22 protein-coding genes are annotated in these 22,653 nt (G+C 71.1%); 10 read left to right on the top strand and 12 right to left on the bottom strand.

What is annotated here, in order from left to right; translation table 11 throughout:
* A partial coding sequence (locus tag ASG32_RS35190) for a nucleotide sugar dehydrogenase (RefSeq protein ID WP_244492061.1) occupies nt 1-695 on the bottom strand: 695 nt, incomplete at its 3' end.
* A gap of 312 nt (nt 696-1,007) precedes the next feature.
* Here ASG32_RS35190 and argB point away from each other — a divergent pair.
* The 3 genes from argB (at nt 1,008) to rplS (ending at nt 3,476) form a co-directional block, all read left to right on the top strand.
* The gene (gene argB, locus ASG32_RS19510) at nt 1,008-1,901 is read left to right on the top strand and encodes an acetylglutamate kinase (protein WP_020095286.1); all 894 of its coding nucleotides are present in this window, start codon (nt 1,008-1,010) and stop codon (nt 1,899-1,901) included.
* Nucleotides 1,902-2,102: 201 nt separating this feature from the next.
* Nucleotides 2,103-2,852, top strand: coding sequence for a pyrimidine 5'-nucleotidase (locus ASG32_RS19505; protein WP_056529635.1), 750 nt, complete (start codon nt 2,103-2,105; stop codon nt 2,850-2,852).
* Nucleotides 2,853-3,074: 222 nt separating this feature from the next.
* On the top strand, nt 3,075-3,476 hold the full coding sequence (gene rplS / locus ASG32_RS19500) for a 50S ribosomal protein L19 (RefSeq protein WP_020095288.1): 402 nt from the start codon (nt 3,075-3,077) through the stop codon (nt 3,474-3,476).
* A gap of 114 nt (nt 3,477-3,590) precedes the next feature.
* Here the strand turns inward: rplS and ASG32_RS19495 are convergent, their stop codons facing one another.
* From ASG32_RS19495 to ASG32_RS19485, 3 genes are all read right to left on the bottom strand, one after another.
* Nucleotides 3,591-5,177: a methyl-accepting chemotaxis protein gene (locus tag ASG32_RS19495; protein WP_082557963.1), complete on the bottom strand. Its 1,587-nt coding sequence runs from the start codon at nt 5,175-5,177 to the stop codon at nt 3,591-3,593.
* 482 nt (nt 5,178-5,659) lie between these two features.
* The gene (locus ASG32_RS19490; RefSeq protein ID WP_056529629.1) at nt 5,660-6,043 is read right to left on the bottom strand and encodes a RidA family protein; all 384 of its coding nucleotides are present in this window, start codon (nt 6,041-6,043) and stop codon (nt 5,660-5,662) included.
* Nucleotides 6,040-7,254: a lytic murein transglycosylase gene (locus ASG32_RS19485; RefSeq protein WP_020095291.1), complete on the bottom strand. Its 1,215-nt coding sequence runs from the start codon at nt 7,252-7,254 to the stop codon at nt 6,040-6,042. Before ASG32_RS19485 ends, ASG32_RS19490 begins: the two co-directional genes overlap by 4 nt.
* Before the next feature lie 171 nt (nt 7,255-7,425).
* On the opposite strand from ASG32_RS19485, the gene ASG32_RS19480 reads away from it, so the two are divergent.
* Nucleotides 7,426-7,767, top strand: coding sequence for a carboxymuconolactone decarboxylase family protein (locus ASG32_RS19480; RefSeq protein ID WP_020095292.1), 342 nt, complete (start codon nt 7,426-7,428; stop codon nt 7,765-7,767).
* 49 nt (nt 7,768-7,816) lie between these two features.
* Here the strand turns inward: ASG32_RS19480 and ASG32_RS19475 are convergent, their stop codons facing one another.
* Nucleotides 7,817-8,470, bottom strand: coding sequence for a TetR family transcriptional regulator (locus ASG32_RS19475; RefSeq protein WP_056529626.1), 654 nt, complete (start codon nt 8,468-8,470; stop codon nt 7,817-7,819).
* A gap of 94 nt (nt 8,471-8,564) precedes the next feature.
* Here ASG32_RS19475 and ASG32_RS19470 point away from each other — a divergent pair, with 94 nt between their 5' ends.
* Nucleotides 8,565-9,236, top strand: coding sequence for an O-methyltransferase (locus ASG32_RS19470; protein ID WP_056529623.1), 672 nt, complete (start codon nt 8,565-8,567; stop codon nt 9,234-9,236).
* A 72-nt stretch (nt 9,237-9,308) separates the two neighbouring features.
* On the opposite strand, the gene leuD is transcribed toward ASG32_RS19470, so the two are convergent.
* On the bottom strand, nt 9,309-9,911 hold the full coding sequence (leuD, locus tag ASG32_RS19465) for a 3-isopropylmalate dehydratase small subunit (RefSeq protein WP_020095295.1): 603 nt from the start codon (nt 9,909-9,911) through the stop codon (nt 9,309-9,311).
* A 69-nt stretch (nt 9,912-9,980) separates the two neighbouring features.
* Entirely contained in the window at nt 9,981-10,712 is a 732-nt protein-coding gene (locus ASG32_RS19460) for a HisA/HisF-related TIM barrel protein (protein WP_082557962.1), read from the bottom strand.
* Nucleotides 10,713-10,721: 9 nt separating this feature from the next.
* On the opposite strand from ASG32_RS19460, the gene ASG32_RS19455 reads away from it, so the two are divergent.
* From ASG32_RS19455 to ASG32_RS19440, 4 genes are read left to right on the top strand one after another with little or no spacing between them, the layout of a single operon-like run.
* Nucleotides 10,722-11,771, top strand: a complete 1,050-nt coding sequence (locus ASG32_RS19455; RefSeq protein ID WP_056529620.1) for a hydantoinase/oxoprolinase family protein — start codon at nt 10,722-10,724, stop codon at nt 11,769-11,771.
* Nucleotides 11,768-11,968 (top strand): hypothetical protein, encoded by a 201-nt coding sequence (locus ASG32_RS19450; RefSeq protein ID WP_012317969.1) that lies wholly within the window; start codon nt 11,768-11,770, stop codon nt 11,966-11,968. Before ASG32_RS19455 ends, ASG32_RS19450 begins: the two co-directional genes overlap by 4 nt.
* Nucleotides 11,969-11,991: 23 nt before the next feature.
* A complete protein-coding gene (locus ASG32_RS19445) occupies nt 11,992-12,774 on the top strand; it encodes a hypothetical protein (RefSeq protein ID WP_056529609.1) in 783 nt (260 codons plus the stop codon).
* 29 nt (nt 12,775-12,803) lie between these two features.
* Nucleotides 12,804-13,424 carry a GNAT family N-acetyltransferase gene (locus ASG32_RS19440; RefSeq protein ID WP_056529606.1) on the top strand — a complete coding sequence of 207 codons (621 nt, stop codon included), beginning with the start codon at nt 12,804-12,806 and terminating at the stop codon, nt 13,422-13,424.
* 77 nt (nt 13,425-13,501) lie between these two features.
* On the opposite strand, the gene hpnH is transcribed toward ASG32_RS19440, so the two are convergent.
* Nucleotides 13,502-14,665, bottom strand: a complete 1,164-nt coding sequence (gene hpnH / locus ASG32_RS19435) for an adenosyl-hopene transferase HpnH (protein WP_020095300.1) — start codon at nt 14,663-14,665, stop codon at nt 13,502-13,504.
* A gap of 620 nt (nt 14,666-15,285) precedes the next feature.
* Between hpnH and ASG32_RS19430 the strand changes: the two genes are divergently transcribed.
* On the top strand, nt 15,286-17,952 hold the full coding sequence (locus ASG32_RS19430; RefSeq protein ID WP_056529641.1) for an MMPL family transporter: 2,667 nt from the start codon (nt 15,286-15,288) through the stop codon (nt 17,950-17,952).
* Nucleotides 17,953-17,997: 45 nt separating this feature from the next.
* On the opposite strand, the gene ASG32_RS19425 is transcribed toward ASG32_RS19430, so the two are convergent.
* The 4 genes from ASG32_RS19425 to hpnI form a co-directional block, all read right to left on the bottom strand.
* Nucleotides 17,998-18,873, bottom strand: coding sequence for a helix-turn-helix domain-containing GNAT family N-acetyltransferase (locus ASG32_RS19425; protein WP_056529603.1), 876 nt, complete (start codon nt 18,871-18,873; stop codon nt 17,998-18,000).
* 32 nt (nt 18,874-18,905) lie between these two features.
* The gene (gene hpnK / locus ASG32_RS19420) at nt 18,906-19,748 is read right to left on the bottom strand and encodes a hopanoid biosynthesis-associated protein HpnK (protein ID WP_056529599.1); all 843 of its coding nucleotides are present in this window, start codon (nt 19,746-19,748) and stop codon (nt 18,906-18,908) included.
* Between the two features lie 121 nt (nt 19,749-19,869).
* On the bottom strand, nt 19,870-21,303 hold the full coding sequence (gene hpnJ / locus ASG32_RS19415; RefSeq protein WP_056529596.1) for a hopanoid biosynthesis associated radical SAM protein HpnJ: 1,434 nt from the start codon (nt 21,301-21,303) through the stop codon (nt 19,870-19,872).
* Nucleotides 21,304-21,360: 57 nt separating this feature from the next.
* Nucleotides 21,361-22,569 (bottom strand): bacteriohopanetetrol glucosamine biosynthesis glycosyltransferase HpnI, encoded by a 1,209-nt coding sequence (gene hpnI, locus ASG32_RS19410; RefSeq protein WP_056529593.1) that lies wholly within the window; start codon nt 22,567-22,569, stop codon nt 21,361-21,363.
* Nucleotides 22,570-22,653: the final 84 nt, after the last annotated feature.

Here is a 22,653-nt window from a genome sequence, read left to right as displayed (position 1 = left end):
CCCACCGCCTCGCACAGGTCCGCCACCTCGTTGATGAACGTGATCTTCGCCGCGAGGAACGCGTTCGCCGCGTACTTGGTCAGCTCGGCCGTCCGGCGCGAGGTGACCATGATCGGCGCCTGGTTGAGGTAGAGCGGCCGGTAGACCTCGCGCATCACAGCCTCGGCCCGGGCCTCCTCGGCGCCGACGACGATGCGGTCGGGGCGCTTGAAGTCGGCGATGGCCGCGCCCTCGCGCAGGAACTCGGGATTCGAGGCGACCGCGAACTGCGCCTCGGGGTTGGTCTCGCGGATGATGCGCTCGACCTCGTCGCCCGTGCCCACCGGAACGGTCGACTTGGTCACAACCACGGTGAAGCCGGACAGGGACCCGGCGATCTCCCGGGCGGCATCGAACACGTAGCTCAGGTCGGCGAAGCCGTCGCCGCGGCGGGAGGGCGTGCCCACCGCGATGAAGACCGCGTCCGCCTCGGCCACGGCGTCCCGCATGGTCGCGCGGAAGGCGAGCCGGCCCTGGCGGACGTTCTCGGCGACCAGGACGTCGAGGCCCGGCTCGTAGATCGGCATGCGGCCGGCGTTAAGGCTGGCGATCTTGTCGGGATCCCGGTCGATGCACACGACCGTGTGGCCGAAATCGGCCAGGCAGGCGCCGGAGACCAGGCCGACATATCCGGCCCCAATCATCGCAATCCGCATCGGGCCCTCCCGGCAGCTCGCCCTCGGCTTGCTGCGATGCAACATGATCCGGGCCGCGTGAGGATGCAACCCGGGCCAGCCTGGATCTGCTCCAGTCTGTCACGGGAATGCAACACCCGCGAAGCATGACTGTAGTTTGACAGCGGGTCCCGGAGCGCCCCGCATCGGCCGCCGGTCCGCGCGGCGCGCCTCCGCGACGGCGCGCGGGGCGGCTTCGCAGCGCGGGCGGCTTCCTGTAGAAGCGCCCCCGCCCGACGGGGAGGCCCGGATCCGCCCCCGAGGACCCGACCCAAGGATCGGCGAAGGACCGCGATGACCGAATTGCCCAACGTGCACGTGCGTGCCGAGGTCCTGGCCCAGGCGCTGCCCCACATGCAGCGCTACGACCAGGAGATCGTCGTCATCAAGTACGGCGGCCACGCCATGGGCGACCGGGCCGCGGCCGAGGACTTCGCCGAGGACATCGTCCTGCTGGAGCAGTCCGGCCTGAAGCCGATCGTCGTGCACGGCGGCGGACCGCAGATCGGCAAGATGCTCGACCGGCTCGGCATCCAGTCCGAGTTCCGCGGCGGCCTGCGCGTCACCGACGAGGCCACCGTCGAGGTGGTCGAGATGGTCCTGGCCGGCCTGATCAACAAGCAGATCGTCGGCTGGATCTCGGCCGAGGGCGGCCGGGCGGTCGGCCTGTGCGGCAAGGACGGCAACATGGTCCGGGCCAAGCGGGCGATGAAGACCGTCGTCGATCCCGAGAGCCGCGTGGAGCAGACCGTCGATCTGGGCCTCGTCGGCGAGCCGGACCACGTCGAGCGCGGCGTCCTCGACGCGGTGCTCAAGGCCGAGCTGATCCCGGTCCTGGCGCCGGTCGCCTACGGGGCGGACGGGCAGACCTACAACGTGAACGCCGACACCTTCGCGGGGGCGATCGCCGGGGCGCTCCGCGCCAAGCGCCTGCTGCTGCTCACCGACGTGCCGGGCGTCCTCGACAAGGACAAGAAGCTGATCCCGGAACTCACCGTGGAGGATTGCCGGCGCCTGATCGCCGACGGCACCATCACGGGCGGGATGATCCCGAAGATCGAGACCTGCATGTACGCGATCGAGCGCGGCGTCGAGGCGGTCGTCATCCTCGACGGCAAGGTCAACCACGCCGTGCTGCTCGAGCTGTTCACCGATTACGGTGCCGGCACCCTGATCCGTCGCGGCTGAGATCCGGACCGCCCGCGCACCGTGCCGGATCCCGGCGCGGCGCGCGGGCGCAACCTCCGCGCGCCCAGCGCATTGTCGTACCCCGCCCGCCCTGGAGGGGCCGGCCCAGCAAGGCCCGGGCAAGGTACCGGCAAGCACCGAACTTGCGAGCTTGACCGTTCCAGTCCAGATTCCGGGGCAACAGCAACCTGAGGGGTTCCGGTGCACCACCCCGACAAGGCTCAGTTCACCACGCCCGCGCCGCGCGGCTTCGCCGATGTCGACACCTGGGTGTTCGACCTCGACAACACGCTCTACCCGAGCGACGCGGCGGTCTGGCCGAAGGTCGACGAGCGCATCACCCTGTACGTGATGCAGCTCTACGGGCTCGACGGGATCTCGGCCCGAGCCCTGCAGAAGTACTTCTACCACCGCTACGGCACGACGCTGTCGGCGCTGATGGTCGAGTCGCGGGTCGATCCCCACGACTTCCTCGATTTCGCGCACGACATCGACCATTCGTCGATCAAGCTCGACAAGAGCCTCGGCGACGCGATCGAGCGGCTGCCCGGGCGCAAGCTGATCCTGACCAACGGGTCGCGCCGGCACGCCGAGAACGTCGCCGCCAAGCTCGGCATCCTCGACCATTTCGAGGACGTGTTCGACATCGCCGCCGCCGACTTCGTGCCGAAGCCGGAGCGCACGACCTACGAGCGGTTCCTGGAGAAGCACGCCGTCGAACCGACCCGCGCCGCCCTGTTCGAGGACATCGCCCGCAACCTCGCGGTGCCGCACGACCTCGGCATGGCGACCGTGCTGGTGGTGCCGAAGGTCACCGATCCCTACCGCGAGGCCTTCGAGCAGGAGGCGGTGCGCGAGCCGCATATCGACCACATCACGGACGATCTCGCCGCCTTCCTCTCTGCCTGCGTGCTGCCCGAAGTACGATCCGCATCCGGGGAGCGCCGCTGACGCGAGGCCGGAGCGCTTCACGGGCGGCGCGCATCGGGCCCTGATCCCAAGTCGACCGACGATCCGCCGCGCCGGCAGCAGCGCGGACGGATCGCGGCGGCAACCCAATCGACAAGCCGGCGCCGATCCTGTAGAGAGCCGCCCAACTCACAACAGGATCGCCGAAATCCTGGCGCCGATCGCCCATGAGGGGCGGAACGGCGCGACGGCCGGAGCTATGCCATGAACATCATCGAGCAGCTGGAGCGCGAGGAAGTCGCGCGCCTCGCCAAGACCATCCCGGATTTCGAGCCGGGCGATACGCTCATCGTCAACGTCCGCGTGAAGGAAGGCGAGCGCACCCGCGTCCAGGCCTACGAGGGCGTCTGCATCGCCCGCTCGGGCGGCGGCCTCAACGAGAGCTTCACGGTCCGCAAGATCTCCTACGGCGAGGGCGTGGAGCGCGTCTTCCCGGTCCATTCGCCGATGATCGACTCGATCAAGGTGGCCCGCCGCGGCAAGGTGCGCCGCGCCAAGCTGTACTACCTGCGCGACCGGCGCGGTAAGTCGGCCCGCATCGTCGAGCGCACCGACCGCTACAAGGCCAAGGACACCCCGGCCCCGGCGCCGGCTGCCGCCGAGTAAGCTGTCCGATTCGCTCCGCAGGCCGGAGCGATCGCCCCGTTTCAGACCGGTCCGGCTCAGCCGGGCCGGTTTTTTCGTGGCCGACAGGTCCGTCCAGTCGGCCGATAGCGCTCCTCAGGCAGCCCGGATCCCGTCGAGGAGCCGGTGGATCTCGGCGGAGAGCTGATCGGACCTGCGCGACAGGTCGATCGCGGCGCCGAGGACCTGCTCGGCCGCCTCGCCCGTCGCCTCGGCGCCCTGCGAGACCTCGGCGATGTTGCCGGTGACGGCCTCCGTGCCGGCCGCCGCGCGCGCGACGCTGCGCACGATCTCCTCGGTGGTCGCGCCCTGCTGCTCGATCGCGGCCGCGACGGACGCGGCGAGCGTGCTGACCTCGCCCACACTGCGGCCGATCCCGTGGATCGCCTCGACGGCCTGCCGGGTCGAGGCCTGGACCGCGCCGATCCGCGCAGCGATCTCCTCGGTCGCGGCCGCGGTCTGCTCGGCCAGCGCCTTGACCTCCCCCGCCACGATGGCGAAGCCCCGGCCCGCCTCGCCGGCCCGCGCCGCCTCGATCGTGGCGTTGAGGGCGAGGAGGTTGGTCTGACGGGCGATGCCCGCGATCATGCTGGCGACGGCCCCGATCCGCTCGGCCCCGTCGGCGAGATCGCCCACGAGGGCGTCCGTGCGCCGCGCCTCGGTGGCCACCCGCGCGGTCTTGGCCGAGGATTGCGCCATCCGTCCGGAGATCTCCTGGATGGTGATCGCCATCTCCTCGGTGGCCGCGGCGACGCTCTGCACGCTCCCGGCGGTCTCCTGCGCGGCCCCGGCGACGCGCGTCGCTCGGGCACTCGTGCGCGACGCCGTCCGCGCCATCGCCTCGGCGGTCGCCTGCATCTCCGTGGCGGCCGCGGAGACGCCCGTCATCAGCGCCCCGGCCCGGGCCTCGAACGCCCGGGTGAGCGCGTCGAGGGTCTGCGCATGCCGGACCTTGGCCTCAGCTTCGCGCGCGACCGCCCGGTCCGTCTCGGCCTTGGCGACCAGCGCCTGCCGGAACACTTCGACGGTCCGGGCCATCTGACCGATCTCGTCCGTCCGCTCGAGTCCCGGTATCGGCTCCGCGCCGTCGCCCCGGGCGAGCGCCTGCATCCGGCGACCGAGGCGGTCGAGCGGGCGCGTGATGCCGCGCCCGATCAGGACGGAGCCGATCACGCCGAGCGCGCCGACCCCGAGCAGAAGGCCGATCGCCGCGAGGGCGAGCGCCTGGAAGGCGGCCCTGATGTCGTCGGTGTAGGTCCCCGCCGCGATCATGATGTCCCAGGGCTCGAACCTGACGGCGAGCGTCGTCTTCGGAGACAGGCCTTCGTGCCCCGGCCGGGGGTAGAGATAGCTCAGCGTCGCCGTGTCGGAGGTCTTCAGCCGTTCGATCAGCGTTCCGGCCTCGCGAACGCCGTTGAGCCGGGTCTCCAGCTGGTTGCTGCCGACGAGACGGCGGTCGGGGACCGCCAGGACCGTGCCGTCCATCGTGTAGATGGCGACGTAGTTGGTGCCGTTATCGAATCGCATGGCCATGGCGGTCTCGGCCAGCTCCGCCAGGGCCGCCGCACGGGACAGGGCGCCGCTCCTGACCCGGCTCTCGAGACTTTGCGCATAGGTGGTGAACAACTCCGTGACCGTGCGCAGGGACTGCAGCCGCCCCGACAGCATTTCCTGGTAATACATGCGCAGTCCGATGACACCGATGACCGATATAAGTAGACCTATCAAGGCAATCTGCGTCATCATCCTACGCGATAGATTTTTACTCAAAAATATCTTTATCATAATACGTTCCGCGAGATCGACAAACTCGTCGATGCTGCGGTGTGGCCTGATAAATCTGAGCCCGCATGTCAACGTAATCTCGCAGATCTGGATCGAGATCTGAAAGACACGCGGTTCAGGCGCGCAGGGCGGGCGAGGAAGCGGTCACCCGCGACGCGGTCTGCGCCGGCGGCAGGAGCGGGCCGTCAGTCGGCGAGCAGAACCTGAGATCGTGCCCGCGGCGCGGGGCTACGCCCGACCCGCCCGAATAACCGGGATCGAGTCGCTCCCTTGCACGCAGATCTCGGGCACGATGGGGATGACGTCATCGGCGGATCGGAGTGGCGCCGCGGCCCGACGGAACGGCGCGGAGACGGCGCGATCGGGAGCGGGACAGGCGTCTAGCCGATCCGCGCGGTCACCTCGATCTCGACGCGCATCTCGGGGCGCAGGAGGCCCGCCACGACCACGATCGTGGCGGCGGGCCGGACGTCCGCCAGCACCCGCCCGCAGACGGCCAGCACGGCCTCGGCATCGTCCCGGTCGGTGACGTAGTAGGTGGCGCGCAGGATGCCGGCGAGGCCGGTCCCGGCCTCGGCGAGGACCGAACGGATCGTGCGCCAGCAGGCCTCGGCCTGCGCGGCGGCGCCGTCGGGCATCGTCATCGTGGCGTAGTCGTAGCCGGTCGTCCCGGACAGGTAGACGGTGTCGCCGTCGACCACCGCCCGGGAGTAGCCGTAATCCCGCTCGAACGGGGACCCCGACGTGATCAGCCGCCGGCTCATCCGCCGCGCAGGGCCTCCAGAACCTTGCCGCCGGCGCGGCCCGTGGGCGTCATGCCGAGCCGGCGCTCGACGTCCTTGATGGCGTCGCGCGTCTTCTGGCCGACCTTACCGTCCGGCTCGCCGACGTCGTAGCCGCGGGCGGCCAGTCGGGTCTGGAGGTCGCGGCGCTCGGCCCGCGACAGGGGCGGGTCGTCGGTCGGCCAGGCGGCCTGGACGCCGGGCCGGCCGCGCAGCCGGTCGGACAGGACCGCGATGGCGAGGCCGTAGGATTCGGCGGCGTTGTACGAGTAGATCGCGTCGAAGTTCCGGGTCACCAGGAAGGCCGGTCCGTCGATGCCGGCGGGCGCCAGGATCCCGGCCGGGCCCTCGCCCGAGAGCGGGCGCCCGTCCGCGCGGGTGACGCCGAGCGACGCCCAGTGGGCGACCGGCTTCTTGTTCTTGCGCCCGGCGGCGCCGACGTTGAAGCCGCGGGGCAGCTTCACCTCGTAGCCCCAGACCTGACCGTTCTGCCACTTGGCGACGCGCAGGAAGTTGGCGGTGGAGGCGACGGCGTCGGCCACGGAGTCGACCACGTCGCGCCGGCCGTCGCCGTCGCCATCCACGGCGAGTCGCTGATAGGTCGTCGGCATGAACTGTGTCTGGCCGAAGGCGCCCGCCCAGGAGCCGGTCAGCCGCTCCGGCGCGATGTCGCCGCGCTCGATGATCCGCAGGGTGGCGATCAGCTCGCCGCGGAAGAAGTCCCGACGGCGGTTGTTCGAGCAGGCGAGCGTCGCCAGCGACTGCACCAGCGGCATCTTTCCGAGGTTCTTGCCGAAATTCGACTCGACGCCCCAGACCGCCGCGATCGTGTAGCGGTCGACCCCGTAGCGCGACTCGGCCTGGGCGAGCGCCGCCGCGTTCTGGCGCATGGCCGCGCGCCCGTCCTCGACCCGCTCGTCGTCGACGAGCGCCGCCATGTAGTCCCAGATCGGCGTCTTGAACTCGGGCTGCGCCTGGGACAGCTCGATCACCTTGTCGTCGTAGCCGATGCCGCTCGTGGCGGCCCGGAAGGTCTGCGCCGAGACGCCCGCCGCTGCCGCCTGCGACTGGATGCCGGCGAGGCAGCTGTCGAAATCGGCCCGCGCCGGCAGGCTCGCCAGGGGCAGGACCGCGATGCCGGCGAGCAGCCCGAGCGCGCGCGCCGTCCTCGGTCCCGTCGGGTGCTTCGGCATGCTGACGATCCTCACGATGCGGAACGGAGTCTGGGCGCGGATTCAGGCGACATGTGGGTTAATGAACGGTGAGGAAACCCGCCTCGTCTTGACCCCGCGGCCTACCAATCGGTAGGTTGGCCCCGTACTGGCGCATCGCCGGTCGGGTCAACGAACAGGGAGACGGGACGCGTGATGAAGGACTGGAATCAGTACGGCGCCGAGCTCGTCAGCACGCTCGGGCGCATCGGTGCGGTGAGCCCGGACCTCCTCAAGGCCCACGACCAGCTCGCCGCGGCGGCCCCGACCGAGCGCAAGCTGGACGCGAAGACCCGCGAGCTGATCGCCCTCGCGGTCGCGGTCACGACCCGGTGCGACGGCTGCATCGCGGTGCATTCCGACGCCGCCCGCAAGGCCGGCGCGAGCAAGGAGGAGGTCGTGGAGGCGCTGGGCGTGGCGGTGGCACTGAACGCCGGCGCCGCCCTGGTCTACACCGCCCGCGCCTTCGAGGCGTTCACCGGCGAGTCCGGCTGAGCCGACCGGGATAGGGCCATGTCCGGTTCGCAGGGCCCGGGGCTCGTCTTCAGGACGGCGTGCCGGCCCGGTCTCGGCTGCCCAGGCGGTCCAGATAGGCGCAGAGCATGTCGGCCAGGGCGTCCGCGAAGGTCGCCATGGCCGCCTCGGTCCGGACCATCTCCGAGATGCGCTCGCCGACCTCGCCGAGCGTCATCGCGATGATCTCGCCCGCGACCGCCAGGTCCGTCTCGGGCGCCGCGGGAAGTGCCGCGCGCAGGAAGTCGCGGAAGGCCTGCGAGCCGGCCAGCTGCGGCTCCGCGGCCTCGGGCGCGTCGCGATAGGCCGGGGCGGCCGCGTCGAGGGCCCGGCGCATCGCGGCCTCCGCGCATTCCGAGCGCACGAAGGCGTGGACGGCGGCGCGCAGGCGCTCGCCGGGCGCGCAAGCGGGATCCGTCAGAAGGCCGGCGAGGAGGGCGCTCGTGTCCCGCCACTCGTCGCTCTGGAGCTGGAACAGGATCGCCGCCTTGTTGGGGAAGTACTGGTAGAGCGAGCCGATGCTGACGCCGGCGCGCTCGGCGACCCGCGCCGTCGTGAAGCGCGCCGCGCCGACCTCCGCCAGAACCTGAGCGGCGGCCTCCAGAACGGCCGCGACGAGGTCGCTGGAGCGCGCCTGCCGGGGCTGCTTTCGCCTGGAGATTCCGAGACTTGGCCGGTCGGGCATGGGGCGGGGCTCGGAACGCGAATAGGCGCGGGCAGGGGGCGCCGGTACTCTGCGTCGTGTTCAGTTGAACGCGCAAGACGGAAAGCAACGCGCCATGTCACTCTCAGCATCCATACTCGCCGAACCGCGTATCGCGTCGCTGTTGGACAGTCTCTTCGCGCAGGCGGAGGCCTCCTCACCCTTGAGCGCCATCGGCGATCTCTCGGCGGACGAGCGGGCGCGCCTCATGGGCAGCCGCAGCGGCTACCGGGACTTCTACAGCCGGCTCAAGGATATGCCCCTCGCGGTCTCGCGGGAGACCGGCCGTCTGCTCTACATGCTCGCGCGAACCCGCCGGGCGCGGACGATCGTCGAGTTCGGCACGTCCTTCGGTCTCTCGACCCTGCACCTCGCCGCGGCCCTGCGCGACAACGGCGGCGGCCGGCTGATCACCTGCGAGTTCGAGCCGTCCAAGGTGGTGCGGGCGCGGGCGAACCTGATGGCGGCCGGGCTGGCGGACCTCGTCGAGTTCCGCGAGGGCGACGCCCTCCAGACCCTCGGCCTCGACCTGCCCGACTCGGTCGACCTGCTGCTCCTCGACGGGGCGAAGGGGCTCTATCCGGAGGTTCTGAGCCTCGTGGAGAGTCGCCTCGGACCGGGGGCCCTGGTGGTCGCCGACAACGCGGACCACAGCCCGGACTACCTGCAGCGGGTGCGCGCGCCGGGCCGCGGCTACCTGTCGGTGCCGTTCGCCGAGGACGTGGAGCTGTCCATGCGGCTCGGGTGAGGCAGGCCCTGGCCTCGGACCGGCGGTCGCCTCAGCGCGACGCGACCGCCGTCGGGACGCGGGTCCGGTCGCTCAGGCCCACTCGCGCTGGGCGAGCTTCTGCTCGTAGGCGTCGATGGAGGAGACGCGCTCCAGCGTCAGCCCGATCTCGTCCAGGCCGTTCAGCAGGTTGTGCTTGCGGCCCTCGTCGACGTCGAAATGCAGGGTGCCGCCGTCCGGTCCCCGGATCGTCTGCGCCGCCAGGTCGACCGTCAGGGTGGCGTTCGCGCCGCGCTCGGCGTCCTCGAAGAGCTTCTCCAGATCCTCTGGCGACACGACGATCGCCAGGATGCCGTTCTTCGCGCAGTTGTTGAAGAAGATGTCGGCGAAGCTCGTGGAGATCACGCAGCGGATGCCGAAATCGGCCAGCGCCCAGGGCGCGTGCTCCCGGGACGAGCCGCAGCCGAAATTGTCGCCGCACACCAGGATCTTGCTGTTCCGGTAGGCCGGCTGGTTGAGGATGAAGTCCGGGTTCTCGGAGCCGTCCTCGCGGTAGCGCATCTCGGCGAACAGGCTCTTGCCGAGGCCGGTCCGCCGGATCGTCTTCAGGTACTTCGCCGGGATGATCCGGTCGGTATCGACGTTGATCGTCCGCAGGGGCGCCGCGACGCCCTCCAGGGTGGTGAACTTTTCCATCGTCTGACGGCTCGTGTCGGTGGTCTCTCTGTCGCGCGGTTTAGCAGCCGCGGGCCCGGGCCGGAAGCGTCAGGCGAGGTCGGGCGCCGTCGCCCGGGACAGGGTGCCGTCGTGGAGGGCCGAGGCGACCAGCGCACCGGCGATCCCGGCCGCCCGGAGCGCCCGCAGGTCGTCCGGCCCGCGCACGCCGCCCGCCGCGTAGAGGCGGCGATCCGGCGCCCGCGCCCGCAGGGCTCCCAGGGCCGCGAGGTCCGGGCCGGCCCCGGCGCCGACCTGCGCCAGCGTCATGGCGATCACCTCCGGCGGCCAGAGCGCCGGATCGTCGTGGAGGGCCGCCGGGCCGAGCCGCTCCGCGCCGCGCGTGTCGAGAGAGAACACCGCCCGGTCGCCGAGCCGCGTCACGAGGTCGGCATCCGCCTGGCTCTCGCTGCCGATCACCGGTCGCCCGAGCCCGGCCTCCAGGAACGCCGCGACGCCCTCCGGCTCGGCGAAGCCGGCATCGACCCACAGGGCGATCCCCGGGCAGGCGCAAGCGATCGCCTCCAGGGCGCGGAGATCGGGCGCGGCGCGGTCGATGATCGCGTCGAGATCGGCGACGTAGAGGATCGCGGCGGGCCACGCGTCGACCAGCCCGCGGGCCACCGCGTCCGGCGCCGAGCCCTTTGCCAAGGGCGTCTCGATCGGGGCATAGGAGGAGCGCTCGCCCCGGCGCGCCCGCACCACGCGGCCGCCCCGGAGATCGAGCACCGGGATCACCGCGAAGCCGGGGCGCCCGATCCTGTGGTCCATCGAGGCGCTCATCGCGGTCCCATGCGCTCATCAAACCCAACGACCATCGGGTGGGACCTCGGCGGGGTCCACGTCAAGGTCGCCCTGGTCGAGGACGGCCGGGTCGCGGCCGCCGCCCAGGTGCCGTGCCCGCTCTGGCAGGGCCTGCCGGCCCTCGACCGGGCGCTGGAGGCCGCCCCCGACTGGGCCCGCGGCGCGGCCCTGCACGCCGTGACCATGACGGGCGAGCTGACCGACTGCTTCGCCGACCGGCGCGACGGCGTCGCGGCGCTCGCCGGATGGGCCGGGTCGCACCTTGCCGGGACCGTGCGGATCTACGCCGGCCGCTCCGGCCTCGTCGCCCCCGAGGCGGCCGCGTCCCTGTCGGCGGACGTGGCCTCGGCCAACTGGCACGCCACCGCGGCGCTCGCCGGCCGGCACGTCCCGGACGCGCTGCTGGTCGATATCGGCTCGACCACCGCCGACCTGATTCCCGTCGTGGGCGGGCGGCCGGCCGCGACCGGCTACAGCGACGCCGAGCGGCTGGAGACCGGCGAGCTCGTCTATACCGGCGCGGTGCGCACGCCGGTGATCGCCCTGTCCGACCACGCCCCCTTCGCGGGCCGCCGGACCCGGCTGATGACCGAGACCTTCGCCCACATGGCGGACGTCTACCGCATCCTCGGCCAGCTCCCCGAGGGGGCAGACCAGCAGCCGAGCGGCGACCGCAAGGGCAAGACGGTCGCCGAGAGCGAGACCCGGCTCGCCCGGATCGTCGGGCGGGACCGGGCGGAGGCGCCCGGAACGGCCTGGACGGCGCTCGCCGCCCATTTCGCCGAGGCGCAGCTGCGCCTGCTGCACGACGCGGCGGCGGAGATCCTCAGCCGGCCCGATCTCGGCGCGGACGCGCCCCTCGTCCTGTGCGGCGCCGGCGCCTTCGTGGGCGTCCGCCTCGCCGAGCGTCTCGGCCGGCCCTCGACACCGCTCGTGACGCTGCTGGCGGACCGGATCGGCGGCGCGCGCGACGGCATCTCGACCTGTGGACCGGCGGTGGCGGTCGGCCTCATCGCCGCGGAGGAGGCACTCGCATGAGCGCAATCAAGATCCTGGCCCGGATCCTGACGGCCCGGGTCGGGCCGCATATCGAGCTGGCCGTCGAGACGGAGACCGGAGAGGTTCTGAAGGTGCTCGCCACCGAGGACCAGGTCGACCGGCTGGTCGACGAGCTCGAGGACATCCTCAACTCGCCCGCCGACCCGGAGGATGACGGGCCGCCCCAGGCGGCCTGAGGCCCCGGGCCCCGCCTGTCGCCATGAGCCTGATCGCCGCCAAGATCGTCGTCACGCCGACCCTGATGTGGGCCGTGTCGGCGGCCGCGCGCCGGTGGGGCAGCCTCGTCGGCGGCCTGCTCTCGGGCCTCCCGCTGACCTCGGCGCCGATCTCGATCTACCTCGCCGCCGAGCAGGGCGAGCGCTTCGCCGCCGACGCGGCGATCGGCTCGGTGGAGGGGCTCGGCGCGGTCACCGTCAGCTACCTCGTCTACGCCGTCGCCGCGCCGCGGACGGGGGGCCTCGCGGCCGCGCTGCTCGCCCTCGCGGGCTTCGTCCTCGGCGGCGCGCTGCTGCACGGGGTGATCCAGCCCGGCCTGTGGCTCGCCACGGCGATCGACCTGCCGGCGATGGTCCTGGTGGTCGCCCTGTGCCGGCCGGCCGCGGGGACCGAATCGCCAGTCCGCCGGGCGCGCCCGCCGCGCTGGGACATGCCGGCCCGGCTCGCGGCCGCCACCACCCTGGTCCTGATGGTCTCGGGGCTGGCGCCGCATCTCGGCTCCGGCCTGAGCGGCGTCCTGGCGCCGATCCCGATCATCTCCTGGCCGCTCATCGTCTTCGCCCGGGCGCAGGACGGCGTCGGCGCCGCCCTGGAGGTGGTGCGCGGCAGCGCCCAGGGCGCGTTCGGCGTGCTGGCCTTCTATGTCTGCGTGCACCTGCTGCTCGGGCGCATCGACCCGGTCGCGGCCTACGCCGCCGCGATCGCGGTGTCGGCGGCCTGCGTGCTGCCGTGGCTGGTCGCGCGACGGCGCCCGCTTTCCGCCTGACCGGGCCGAGGCGACCGCGGAGGGGATCGATGCTGCCGGAGACGGGAATCCCGACCCTCACACCGGGCTACGCGGCGGTGCCGCCCGGCCATCTCGCCACGATCGTCACCAGCCTGGAGATGCTGCGCCCGCCGCCCCCGCGGCCCGGACGGCCGTTCCCGCCCGGGCTCGCCCTCGAGCCCCTGGAACGCACCGACCCGGAGAGCTACCGGAGCCTGTTCCGGGCAGTGGGCGCCGACTGGCTCTGGTTCTCGCGCCTCACCCTGGCCGACGAAGCGCTGGCGGCGATCCTGGCCGACCGGGATGTCGAGATCCTCGCGCTGCGGCGGGAGGGGCGGAACGTCGGCATGCTGGAACTGGATTTCCGCCGGCCCGGCACCTGCGAGCTGGTCTTCCTCGGACTGACCGGGGACGCGGTCGGCACCGGGATCGGCCGCACGCTGATGAACGCGGCGATCGGCCGGGCCTGGGCGCGCCCGATCGCGCGGTTCTGGGTGCATACCTGCACGCTGGACCATCCCGGCGCGCTCGCCTTCTACCGGCGCTCCGGCTTCGTTCCTTTCGCGATCCACGTCGAGGTCGCGCCCGATCCGCGGCTCGACGGGACCCTGCCGCGCGACTGCGCGCCGCACGTGCCGCGGCTCGGCTGAGCCGCTGAGGGGTCCGAACACGAAGAGACCCGCGGCCTCGCGGCCGCGGGTCTCGTGTCGTCAGTCGCGCGCGCCGATCAGGCGGCGGTGCGCTTGCGGGCTTCCTGCTTCGTGTCGACGCCGGCCGCTTTGATCTCGGACAGCTTCTGCGCGACGTTACGCGAGAACACGAACTCGGCCGGGCGCTGGTTCTCCAGGCTGACCTCGGGGGCCATCTCGCCCTCGGTCTTGATGCCGCGGATCGCGTGCACCAGCGGCTTCCAGGGCTTGCGGACCGAATCGACCACCGAGGAGGCCTCGTAGCCCGAGTGGACCATGCAGTCGGCGCACTTCTCGTAGTTGCCGGTGCCGTAGGCGTCCCAGTCGGTGGTCTCCATCAGCTCCTTGAAGGTCGCCGCGTAGCCCTCGCCGAGCAGGTAGCAGGGCTTCTGCCAGCCGAACACGGTGCGGGTCGGGTTGCCCCACGGGGTGCAGTGGTAGGTCTGGTTGCCGGCCAGGAAGTCGAGGAACAGGCCCGACTGCTGGAAGGTCCACTTCTCGCGGCCCTTCTCCTTGCCGTGCCGGAAAACGCCGCGGAACAGGTCCTTCGTCGCCTTGCGGTTCAGGAAGTGCTTCTGGTCGGGGGCGCGCTCGTAGGCGTAGCCGGGGGAGACGGTGATGCCGTCGATGCCCATCCGGGTCACGCTGTCGAAGAAGTCGGCGATCTTCTCCGGCTGGGAATTGTTGAAGAAGGTGCAGTTGATGGTGACCCGGAAGCCCATCTCCTTGGCCTTCGCGATCGCCGCCACAGCCTTGTCGTAGACGCCGCGCTGGCACACCGACTGGTCGTGCATCTCCTTGTCGCCGTCCAGATGGATCGACCACGTGAAGTACGGGCTCGGCTTGTACTCCTTGATCTTCTTCTCGAGGAGCAGCGCGTTCGTGCAGACGATCGCGAACTTCTTCTGGGCGATGATGCCCTCGACGATCTGCGGCAGGTCCTTGTGGAGAAGCGGCTCGCCGCCGGCGATCACCACCACCGGGGCGCCGCACTCGCGCACCGATTCGAGCGCGTCGGCGACCGGGAGGCGCTTGTTCAGGATCTCGTCCGGGTAGTCGATCTTGCCGCAGCCGGCGCAGGCTAGGTTACAGCGGAACAGCGGCTCCATCATCATCACAAGCGGGTAACGCTTGCGGCCTGTGAGGTGCTGCTTCAGGATGTAGCCGCCGATCTTCGCGACGTACCGGAGGGGGATACCCAAGATTGCGGCTCCTTACTTCGTCGGCCCCGGGACATCGGGGTGCTTAACGCGAAAAAATCTCGAATTCCAGCCATCTAGCTTGGAACTAATCTGAAATGACCCCGTTTCGGCGGGGCGATGACATCTTATTCCGTGCCTGACGCAACGGCGCCACATGGACCGCGCTTGCGGAGCCCGTGGGCGGACGCGCCCGATCGTTGAGGACAGCACGTGCATTGCGTCGGCAATACGACCGGAATCCCACGATTCAGGTGGCCGCGCCAGAAACGCCGTGCGCTAGCGCACACGGGCGGGCGCGGGATGCGCGCCACGGCGGCCGCGTTGCAATCTGGCATCGCCCTCTTTACTGAGCCTCGTGGCCGCGATGCAAGTCCCGGCCCGCGGCGGGTGTCCCGACCGCGGACCGCATCGGGCGCAATCAGTCGGGCGCCGGGCGCGCGCGGCGCGCTCGGATCGGGCGGTGTGGCGTTCCTCGAACCCGATGCGCACCCGGCCGAATCGCGGAGCGTCGCGCGGCGGAGCCCTGAGCCCGCCCGTGTCGGTGGCCCGGGTTCGGACCGGACAGATGGCAGGAGCCGGTCGCGCACGGGGCGCGTCCGATGCGAACAGGCAGGGTGCTCGTGATCGAAAGTCTCGTCGCGTTCTCGGTGCGGTATCGGTGGATCGTGATCGCCTTCACGGCGTTCCTCACGGTCGCGAGCCTCGGAGTCGCGGCGCACCTGTTCCGAATCAACACAGACGTTGAGCGGCTGATCGACCCGAAGGAGCCGTGGCGGCAGGACGAGATCAATTTCGAGAAGGCGTTCCCGCAGCGCAGCAACACCATCGTCGCGGTCATCAACGGCGAGACGCCGGAGGAGACCGAGGAGGCGGCCGCCAACCTCGCCAAGGCGCTCACGGCGCACAAGAACCTGATCGAGACGGTCTACCGGCCCGACGGCGGCCCGTTCTTCAACAAGAACGGCCTGCTGCTGATGTCGCAGGCGGACCTCGACAAGACCCTGGAGGCGCTGACCCAGCAGCAGGGTCTGCTCGGCCCGCTCGCCGCCGACCCGTCGCTGCGGGGCATCATGCGGGTGCTGACGCTGGGCGCGCGCGGCGTGAAGACCGGCGACGCCAAGATCGAGGACCTCGAGAAGCCCATGGGGCAGATCGACGCCACCCTGCAGAAGGTGCTGGCGGGTCAGCGGGCGCGGATGTCCTGGCAGGAACTCCTGTCGGGAGGTGAGACCAGCGTCACCGACAAGATGAAGTTCGTGGTGATCCAGCCGGTCCTCGACTTCAACGCCCTGGAGCCCGGCTACCAGGCGACCAAGCTGATCCGCAACGTCGCCAAGGATCTCGGGATCGACGCCCAGAACGGCCTGCGGATGCGCCTGACCGGCACGGTGGCCGTGGCGGACGAGGAGTTCGCGACGCTGTCGGAGGATGCCGGCCTCAACAATAGCATCATCGTCGGCGCGATCGTGCTGTTCCTGTGGCTGGCCCTGCGCTCGGGCAAGCTCGTCGGCGCGGTGATCATCACCACCTTCGCGGGCCTCGTGGTCACGGCCGCCCTGGGCCTCATCATGGTCAAGGAGCTGAACCCGATCTCGGTGGCCTTCGCGGCCCTGTTCGTCGGGCTCGGCATCGATTTCGGCATCCAGTTCTCGGTGCGCTACCGGGCCGACCGCTACGAGCAGCCGACGCTGGAGAGCGCGATCCGCGCCGCCGCCCGGGGCGTCGGCTGGTCGCTGACGCTCGCCGCGGTGTCGCTGGTGGCGGGCTTCTTCGCCTTCCTGCCCACGGCCTTCCGCGGCGTGTCGGAGCTAGGCCTGATCGCCGGCGTCGGCATGATCGTGGCCTTCCTGTTCTCGCTGATCCTGCTGCCGGCGCTGATCGCGGTGTTCAAGCCGGTGGGCGAGAAGGCGGCGGTCCAGACTGACTGGCTCGTCGGCGTCGACCCCTGGATCATCCGGCACCGCAAGCCGATCCTGATCGGCGTCGGCCTCGTGACCCTGGCCGGCGCGCCGCTGCTCTGGCACCTGCCGTTCGACTCGAACCCGATGCACCTGCGCAGCGCCAAGACGCAGTCCATCGCGACCTACCTGGACCTGATCAAGAATCCCGAGACCAGCCCGAATTTCATCGACGTGCTGGCGCCCAGCGTCGCGGAGGTCCCGTCGCTGTCGAAGACGCTCCTGGCCCTGCCGGTCACCGCCTCGGTCAACAGCATCGACACCTTCGTGCCGCGGGATCAGGACAAGAAGCTGGCCCAGATCGCCGACACGGCCCAGCTGCTCGATCCGGTGCTCAATCCCGGCCGCCGCCCGCCGCCGCCGACCGACGCCGACAACGTCAAGGCGCTCAAGGACGCCGCCGCGGCGCTCAACGGCCTCTCGGCCGACGCCAAGGGCGACGCGAAGGGCGCCCAGGAGGCCAAGCAGCTCGCCGGCACCCTGGACAAGCTCGCCGCCGGCCCGGTCCAGCTGCGCGAGGCGGCCTCGGTGGCGCTCACCAAGGATCTGGTGCCGCTGCTCGCCCGCCTGCGCGACCTGCTGCATCCCGAGAAGATCACGCTGGACAACCTGCCGCCGCAGCTGAAGGCCGACTGGGTGGCGGCGGACGGACGGGCGCGCATCGAGGTCCACCCGAAGGGCGATTCGAACGACGACACGGTGCTCCGCCGGTTCTCGGACGAGGTCCTGAAGGTCGCCCCGCACGCGACCGGCGCGCCCGTGGCCACGACGCAGTCGAGCTACACGATCCTGGGCGCCTTCGTGCAGGCGGCGGTGACGGCCTTCGTGCTGATCTTCGTCATCCTGTCGGTCGCCCTGCGCAAGCCGTGGGACGTGGCGATGACCCTCGGCCCGCTGGTGATCGCGACGCTCTGGACGCTGATGGCGATGCGCATCGTCGGCATGCCGCTGAACTTCGCCAACATCATCGCCCTGCCGCTGATGCTCGCGGTCGGCGTGGCGTTCCACATCTACTACGTGATCGCGTGGCGGGCGGGCGTGACCGACATGCTCGCCTCCAGCCTCACCCGGGCGATCTTCTTCTCGGCGCTGACCACGGGCAGCGCCTTCGGGTCGCTGGTCCTGTCGAGCCATCCGGGCACGGCCAGCATGGGCAAGCTGCTGGCGCTGTCGCTGTTCTTCACCCTGGTGGCGGCGTTCTTCGTGGTTCCGGCGACCCTCGGCGAGCCGCCGGAGCAGCCCGACGAGGATCGTCCGGAAGCCGAGAAGGCGGCCGGCGCGGCCCTGCGCAAGTCCGCCCCGCACCAGGATCCGGTGCCCGCCAAGTAGAAGCCGCGCAGCGCCGGCCGGTCGCGGCCGGCGCTTCGGAGGGCCTCAGAGGACCTTCTCGAAGAAGTGGTCCGGATAGGGATCGTCGTTGAAGCGGTCGATCTCCATCCAGCCCGACCGCCGGTAGAGCGCCAGGGCCTCAGGGAGGGCGCTGTTGGTATCGAGCCGCAGCGTCCGGATCCCGAGGTCGCGGGCGGCGGCCTCGGCCTCCCGCATCAGCCGCCTGGCGAGGCCCAGCCCGCGGGCCGCGGGATCGACCCAGAGCCGCTTGATCTCCGCGACCGCGCCGCCGCCTCCCTTGAGCCCGACGCATCCGACCGGCAGCCCGTCGGCGCACGCGAGCAGGAACACGCCGCGCGGCCGCACCATGGCGTCGGCCTCCGGGTCGCACGACAGGGCGACGTCGAACCCGCCGGCAAACCGGGTCGCGAGCTCGGCGTAGTAGGCGGCGAGGCAGGCGCGGGCGCCCGCGTCGGTCGGGTCGGCCTCCCGGATCGCGATGGCGTCGCGTCCGAGGGCCAGGGCGACCCGGTCCATGGCGTGCAGCAGCGCGTCCACCTGCGGTGCGCGCTCCAGCAGGGCGACGGCGCGGGCATCCGACAGCGCCTCGTAAGCCGCGAACTCGCGCCGCCCGGCCTCGGTCAGGGAGGCGACCCGGCGGCGGGCATCCGCGGGATGCGGCGCGGTCGCCACCAGCCCTTCCTCCTCCAGGCTCCGCAGGAGACGGCTCATCAGGCCGGAATCGAGACCGAGATAGGCGCGGATCTCGCCGATCTCCGCGCGGCCCGCGCCGATGGCGTTCAGGACCCGCGCCGCGCCCAGGGGACGGCCGCGACCGAGGAATGAGGAATCGAGCGCGCCGACCTCGGCGGTGACCGCGCGGGCGAAGCGGCGGACGCGGGCGATCTCGGCAGGCTCCATGTTATCTGACTAAAGTCAGATAACGACCTGGGTCAACCGAGGAAGTCGGAGAACCCACCGCGGACGGCGCCCGACGCGTCGGCGGCCGACCGGGATGCGGGGGCGGTCAGGGCGTCGCGCTCGTCGGCGTAGCGGTAGCCCGGCGCCTCGCCGGGGAAGCCGCCGGCGGTGGCCGGATGGGTGTAGAGCTCGGTCAGGCCGTCCGGAAGTTCGGCCAGCAGGGCCGCGACACGGGCGGGCGTCATGGCGCCGGACCACGCGAGGCCGAGGGTGCGGTCGGGGATCAGCAGCCCGGCCTGCCGGGCGCGGACGGCGAGCAGCGCCGCCCAGGGCGCGATGTCGAGGGCGGCTCGCGGCCGCGCGCCGGGCTCGGCGCGGCGCAGGATCTCGCGCGGCTCCCGCGGCACCCGCAGGGCGCGCATCCCGAAGTCGCGGCCGACGCGCAGCACCGCCCCGGCGATCAGCGGGTGGACGTGGAAGTGCTTGTGGGCGTTGACGTGGTCCAGCGGCAGGCCGGTGGCCCGGTAGGCCTCGAACTGAGCCCGGATCTCGGCGGCGAGCTGGCGCCGGGCCGCGGGCCTGCGGGCGAAGTCGAGGCCGAGGCGGGCCATGTCGGCCCGCATCAGGCCGGCCTCGTCCGTCAGGTCGGGAAGCTGTTCCGCCGGCAGGGTCGGCCACGCCTCCACGAGGACGAGGTGCAGCCCGACCCGCAGGGACGGCATCCGCCGGGCCCGCGCCACGGCGTCGGCGGCGGCCGGCGCCGAGACCATCAGGCTCGCCGCCGTGAGGATCCCGTCGCGATGGCCCTGCTCGACGGCCTCGTTGACCTCGGGGCTCAGCCCGAAATCATCCGCGGTGACGACCAGACGCTTCACGGTAACCTCGTAACGGGTGTCGAGAGGGCTCGCCCTCTCGCGGGTCCAGGGCGGAGCCCTGGAAGAGGGGCGGGGCTCCGCCCCGCTCCCCGCCGGGGCCGCAGGCCCCGGACCCCTGACTTCAGGCCGCCTTGGCGGTGCCCTGACGCTCCTTGAGGAAGCGGTAGAACTCGACGCCCTCGCGCAGGCGGCGCTTCATCATGTCGGGCGAGCGCACCATCTCGCTGACGATCGAGGCGATCTTCGGCGCCCGGAAATAGAACTTCTTGTAGAACTCCTCGACCGAGGTGAAGATCTCGGTGTGCGAGAGGTGCGGGTAGTGCAGCGGCGCGACCTGCACTCCGTTCTCGTCGACGAGCTCGGCGTTCTCGATGTCGAGCCAGCCGTTCTCCACCGCCTGCTTGTACAGGAAGGTGCCCGGGTAGGGCGCCGCCAGCGAGACCTGGATCGTGTGCGGGTTGATCCGCTTGGCGAAGGCGATCGTCTCCTGGATCGTCTCCTTCGTCTCGCCCGGCAGGCCGAGGATGAAGGTGCCGTGGATGGCGATGCCGAGGTCGTGGCAGTCCTTGGTGAACTTCTCGGCGACCTCGACCCGCATGCCCTTCTTGATGTTGTGCAGGATCTGCTGGTTGCCGGACTCGTAGCCGACCAGCAGCAGGCGCAGGCCGTTCTCCTTGAGCACCTTCAGGGTCTCGCGCGGCACGTTCGCCTTGGCGTTGCACGACCACGTGACGCCGAGCTTGCCGAGCTCGCGGGCGATCTCCTCCGCGCGCGGCAGGTTGTCGGTGAAGGTGTCGTCGTCGAAGAAGAACTCCTTGGTCTGCGGGAACTCCTTCAGGCAGTACTTGATCTCCTCGATCACGTGGGCGACCGAGCGGGTGCGGTAGGTGTGGCCGCCGACCGTCTGCGGCCAGAGGCAGAAGGTGCAGCGGCTCTTGCAGCCCCGGCCGGAGTAGAACGAGATGTAGGGGTGCTTCAGGTAACCGATGAAGTACTTCTCCATCTCCAGGTCGCGCTTGTAGACGCTGGTGACGAAGGGCAGCTGGTCCATGTCGGTCATGATCTCGCGGTCCTCGTTGTGGACCACGACACCGTTGGCGTCGCGATAGGACAGCCCCTTGATCTCCGACATCGGGACGCCGTCGGCGACCTCCTTGACGGTGAAGTCGAACTCGTTGCGGGCGCAGAAATCGACCACCGGGGCCTGGGCCATCGCGCCGGCGGCGTCGACCGCGACCTTGGCGCCGATCAGGCCTGCGATGAGCTTCGGGTTGGCGGCCTTGAGCGCCTCGATCGTCTTCACGTCGGACTTGAAGGACGGCACCGAGGTGTGGAGCACGACGAGGTCGAAGTCGTTGGCCTGCGCCACGATCTCGGCGAGCTTGATGTTGTGCGGCGGCGCGTCGATCAGCTTCGAGTTCGGCACCAGGGCGGCCGGCTGGGCCAGCCAGGTCGGGTACCAGAACGACTTGATCTCGCGCTTGGCCTGGTAACGGGAGCCGGCACCGCCGTCGAAACCGTCGAAGGTGGGGGCCTGGAGGAAGAGCGTGCGCATGGGGTTCAAGGCCTCAGGGCAATGCCGGGGGGAGGGCGGAGGACGAGGAAGCCGGGTTCAGCGGAGCGGCGCGCCGGCATCGCGGCCGAGTTCGGCGTCCGGGATCAGGGTGCCATCCGCAACCACGTGATAATCGTGACCTTTCCATGTCACCGCCCCCGACACGAAGGCCCAGGAGAAGTTCAGGAAGGAGAGGATGTCGCGGATCGGCAACAGTCCGTAGGGGTGCGGGGCGAGGCCGAAGGCCCGCTCCAGCTGCCGGCAGAGCAGCACGCGGCTCGCCAGCGCCGCGGCGGCGACCCAGAGGGCGCCGGTGCCGGCGCCGGGCAGGAGCGCGCCCAGCAGGGCGAGCGGGAAGGCGTGAGTGACGATCGAGCCGGCGTAGCCCGCCGGGTCGACGGTGCGGATCGTCCGGTTCCAGCGCAGCTCGTGCCGCCACAGGCCGAAGAGATCGGTGTCGACGCTGGTGTGGCCGATCGTGAAGCTCGGGATCACCACCCGGCCGCCGAGGCCGCGCAGGGCGGCGCCGATGGCGTAATCGTCCGCCAGATCGTTGCGGAAGGTGCGGAAGCCGCCGACCGCCTCCAGGCTCGCCTGGGTGAAGGCCACGGTGGAGCCGAAGCAGGGCTTCGCCAGACCGAGGCTCAGGCCCATCACGACGTTGGGTAGGAAGTGGGTGTCGATCGCGAGCGTCGAGAGCTGGTCGTACAGGCCCCGGAAGGCCGGGACCCCGTGGTACAGGCAGGTGACGCCGGTGACGCCGTCCTGGGACAGCTCCGCGACGAGGCGCTCGAGGTAGTCGGGCCCCACCACCATGTCGCTGTCGGCCAGCACCACCACGTCGTGGGCGATGGCCTCGGCCATGTTGATCAGGTTCGAGACCTTGCGGTTCGATCCGTGCTGCCGGCCGTCGATCACGAGGTCGATGCGGGCCTCGGGATAGGCCTGCTGCAGGCGCTCGACCACGCCGATCGCGGGATCGGTGGGCTTCTGGACGCCGAACAGGACCTGGACCGGCCCGGCGTAGTCCTGGCGCAGCACGGTCTCGAGATTCGCGTAGAGATTGGGCTCGAGGCCGCAGAGCGGCTTCAGCACGGTCACGGAGGGCCGCGTCGCGCCGGCGGGCAGCACCGGTGGGCGGCGGCCCGCGTAGCGGCCCGCGCAGATGGCGGCGGCCAGCCCGTAGACGCAGCCCGCCACCGCCAGGATCAGGCAGAGCAGCGAGAGCCACGAGAGGCCGAGCAGCGCCAGGGAGGAGACATCCATCCGGTCGGATCCGTGCGATCGTCCGGCCGCCGAGGCGGCGATGGCCGCGAACGGCCGGTTCAGGTCGGCGCAGGCGCAGGCGCC

This window comes from Methylobacterium sp. Leaf361, from assembly GCF_001424445.1.
GTDB lineage: Bacteria > Pseudomonadota > Alphaproteobacteria > Rhizobiales > Beijerinckiaceae > Methylobacterium.
Note: the sequence above shows the minus strand (reverse complement) of the source record. Positions and strands in the feature narration are given on the sequence as shown.

Coding starts and splice junctions, on each gene's coding strand:
- ASG32_RS19450 (WP_012317969.1), top strand. CDS start 11,768: ATGAGCGCAATCAAGATCCTGGCCCGGATCCTGACGGCCCGGGTCGGG.
- ASG32_RS19495 (WP_082557963.1), bottom strand. CDS start 5,177: ATGTATTACCAGGAAATGCTGTCGGGGCGGCTGCAGTCCCTGCGCACG.
- argB (WP_020095286.1), top strand. CDS start 1,008: ATGACCGAATTGCCCAACGTGCACGTGCGTGCCGAGGTCCTGGCCCAG.
- rplS (WP_020095288.1), top strand. CDS start 3,075: ATGAACATCATCGAGCAGCTGGAGCGCGAGGAAGTCGCGCGCCTCGCC.
- ASG32_RS19460 (WP_082557962.1), bottom strand. CDS start 10,712: ATGAGCGCCTCGATGGACCACAGGATCGGGCGCCCCGGCTTCGCGGTG.
- ASG32_RS19490 (WP_056529629.1), bottom strand. CDS start 6,043: ATGAGCCGGCGGCTGATCACGTCGGGGTCCCCGTTCGAGCGGGATTAC.
- ASG32_RS19425 (WP_056529603.1), bottom strand. CDS start 18,873: ATGGAGCCTGCCGAGATCGCCCGCGTCCGCCGCTTCGCCCGCGCGGTC.
- ASG32_RS19445 (WP_056529609.1), top strand. CDS start 11,992: ATGAGCCTGATCGCCGCCAAGATCGTCGTCACGCCGACCCTGATGTGG.
- ASG32_RS19455 (WP_056529620.1), top strand. CDS start 10,722: ATGCGCTCATCAAACCCAACGACCATCGGGTGGGACCTCGGCGGGGTC.
- hpnI (WP_056529593.1), bottom strand. CDS start 22,569: ATGGATGTCTCCTCCCTGGCGCTGCTCGGCCTCTCGTGGCTCTCGCTG.
- ASG32_RS19470 (WP_056529623.1), top strand. CDS start 8,565: ATGTCACTCTCAGCATCCATACTCGCCGAACCGCGTATCGCGTCGCTG.
- ASG32_RS19440 (WP_056529606.1), top strand. CDS start 12,804: ATGCTGCCGGAGACGGGAATCCCGACCCTCACACCGGGCTACGCGGCG.
- hpnJ (WP_056529596.1), bottom strand. CDS start 21,303: ATGCGCACGCTCTTCCTCCAGGCCCCCACCTTCGACGGTTTCGACGGC.
- ASG32_RS19485 (WP_020095291.1), bottom strand. CDS start 7,254: ATGCCGAAGCACCCGACGGGACCGAGGACGGCGCGCGCGCTCGGGCTG.
- leuD (WP_020095295.1), bottom strand. CDS start 9,911: ATGGAAAAGTTCACCACCCTGGAGGGCGTCGCGGCGCCCCTGCGGACG.
- ASG32_RS19475 (WP_056529626.1), bottom strand. CDS start 8,470: ATGCCCGACCGGCCAAGTCTCGGAATCTCCAGGCGAAAGCAGCCCCGG.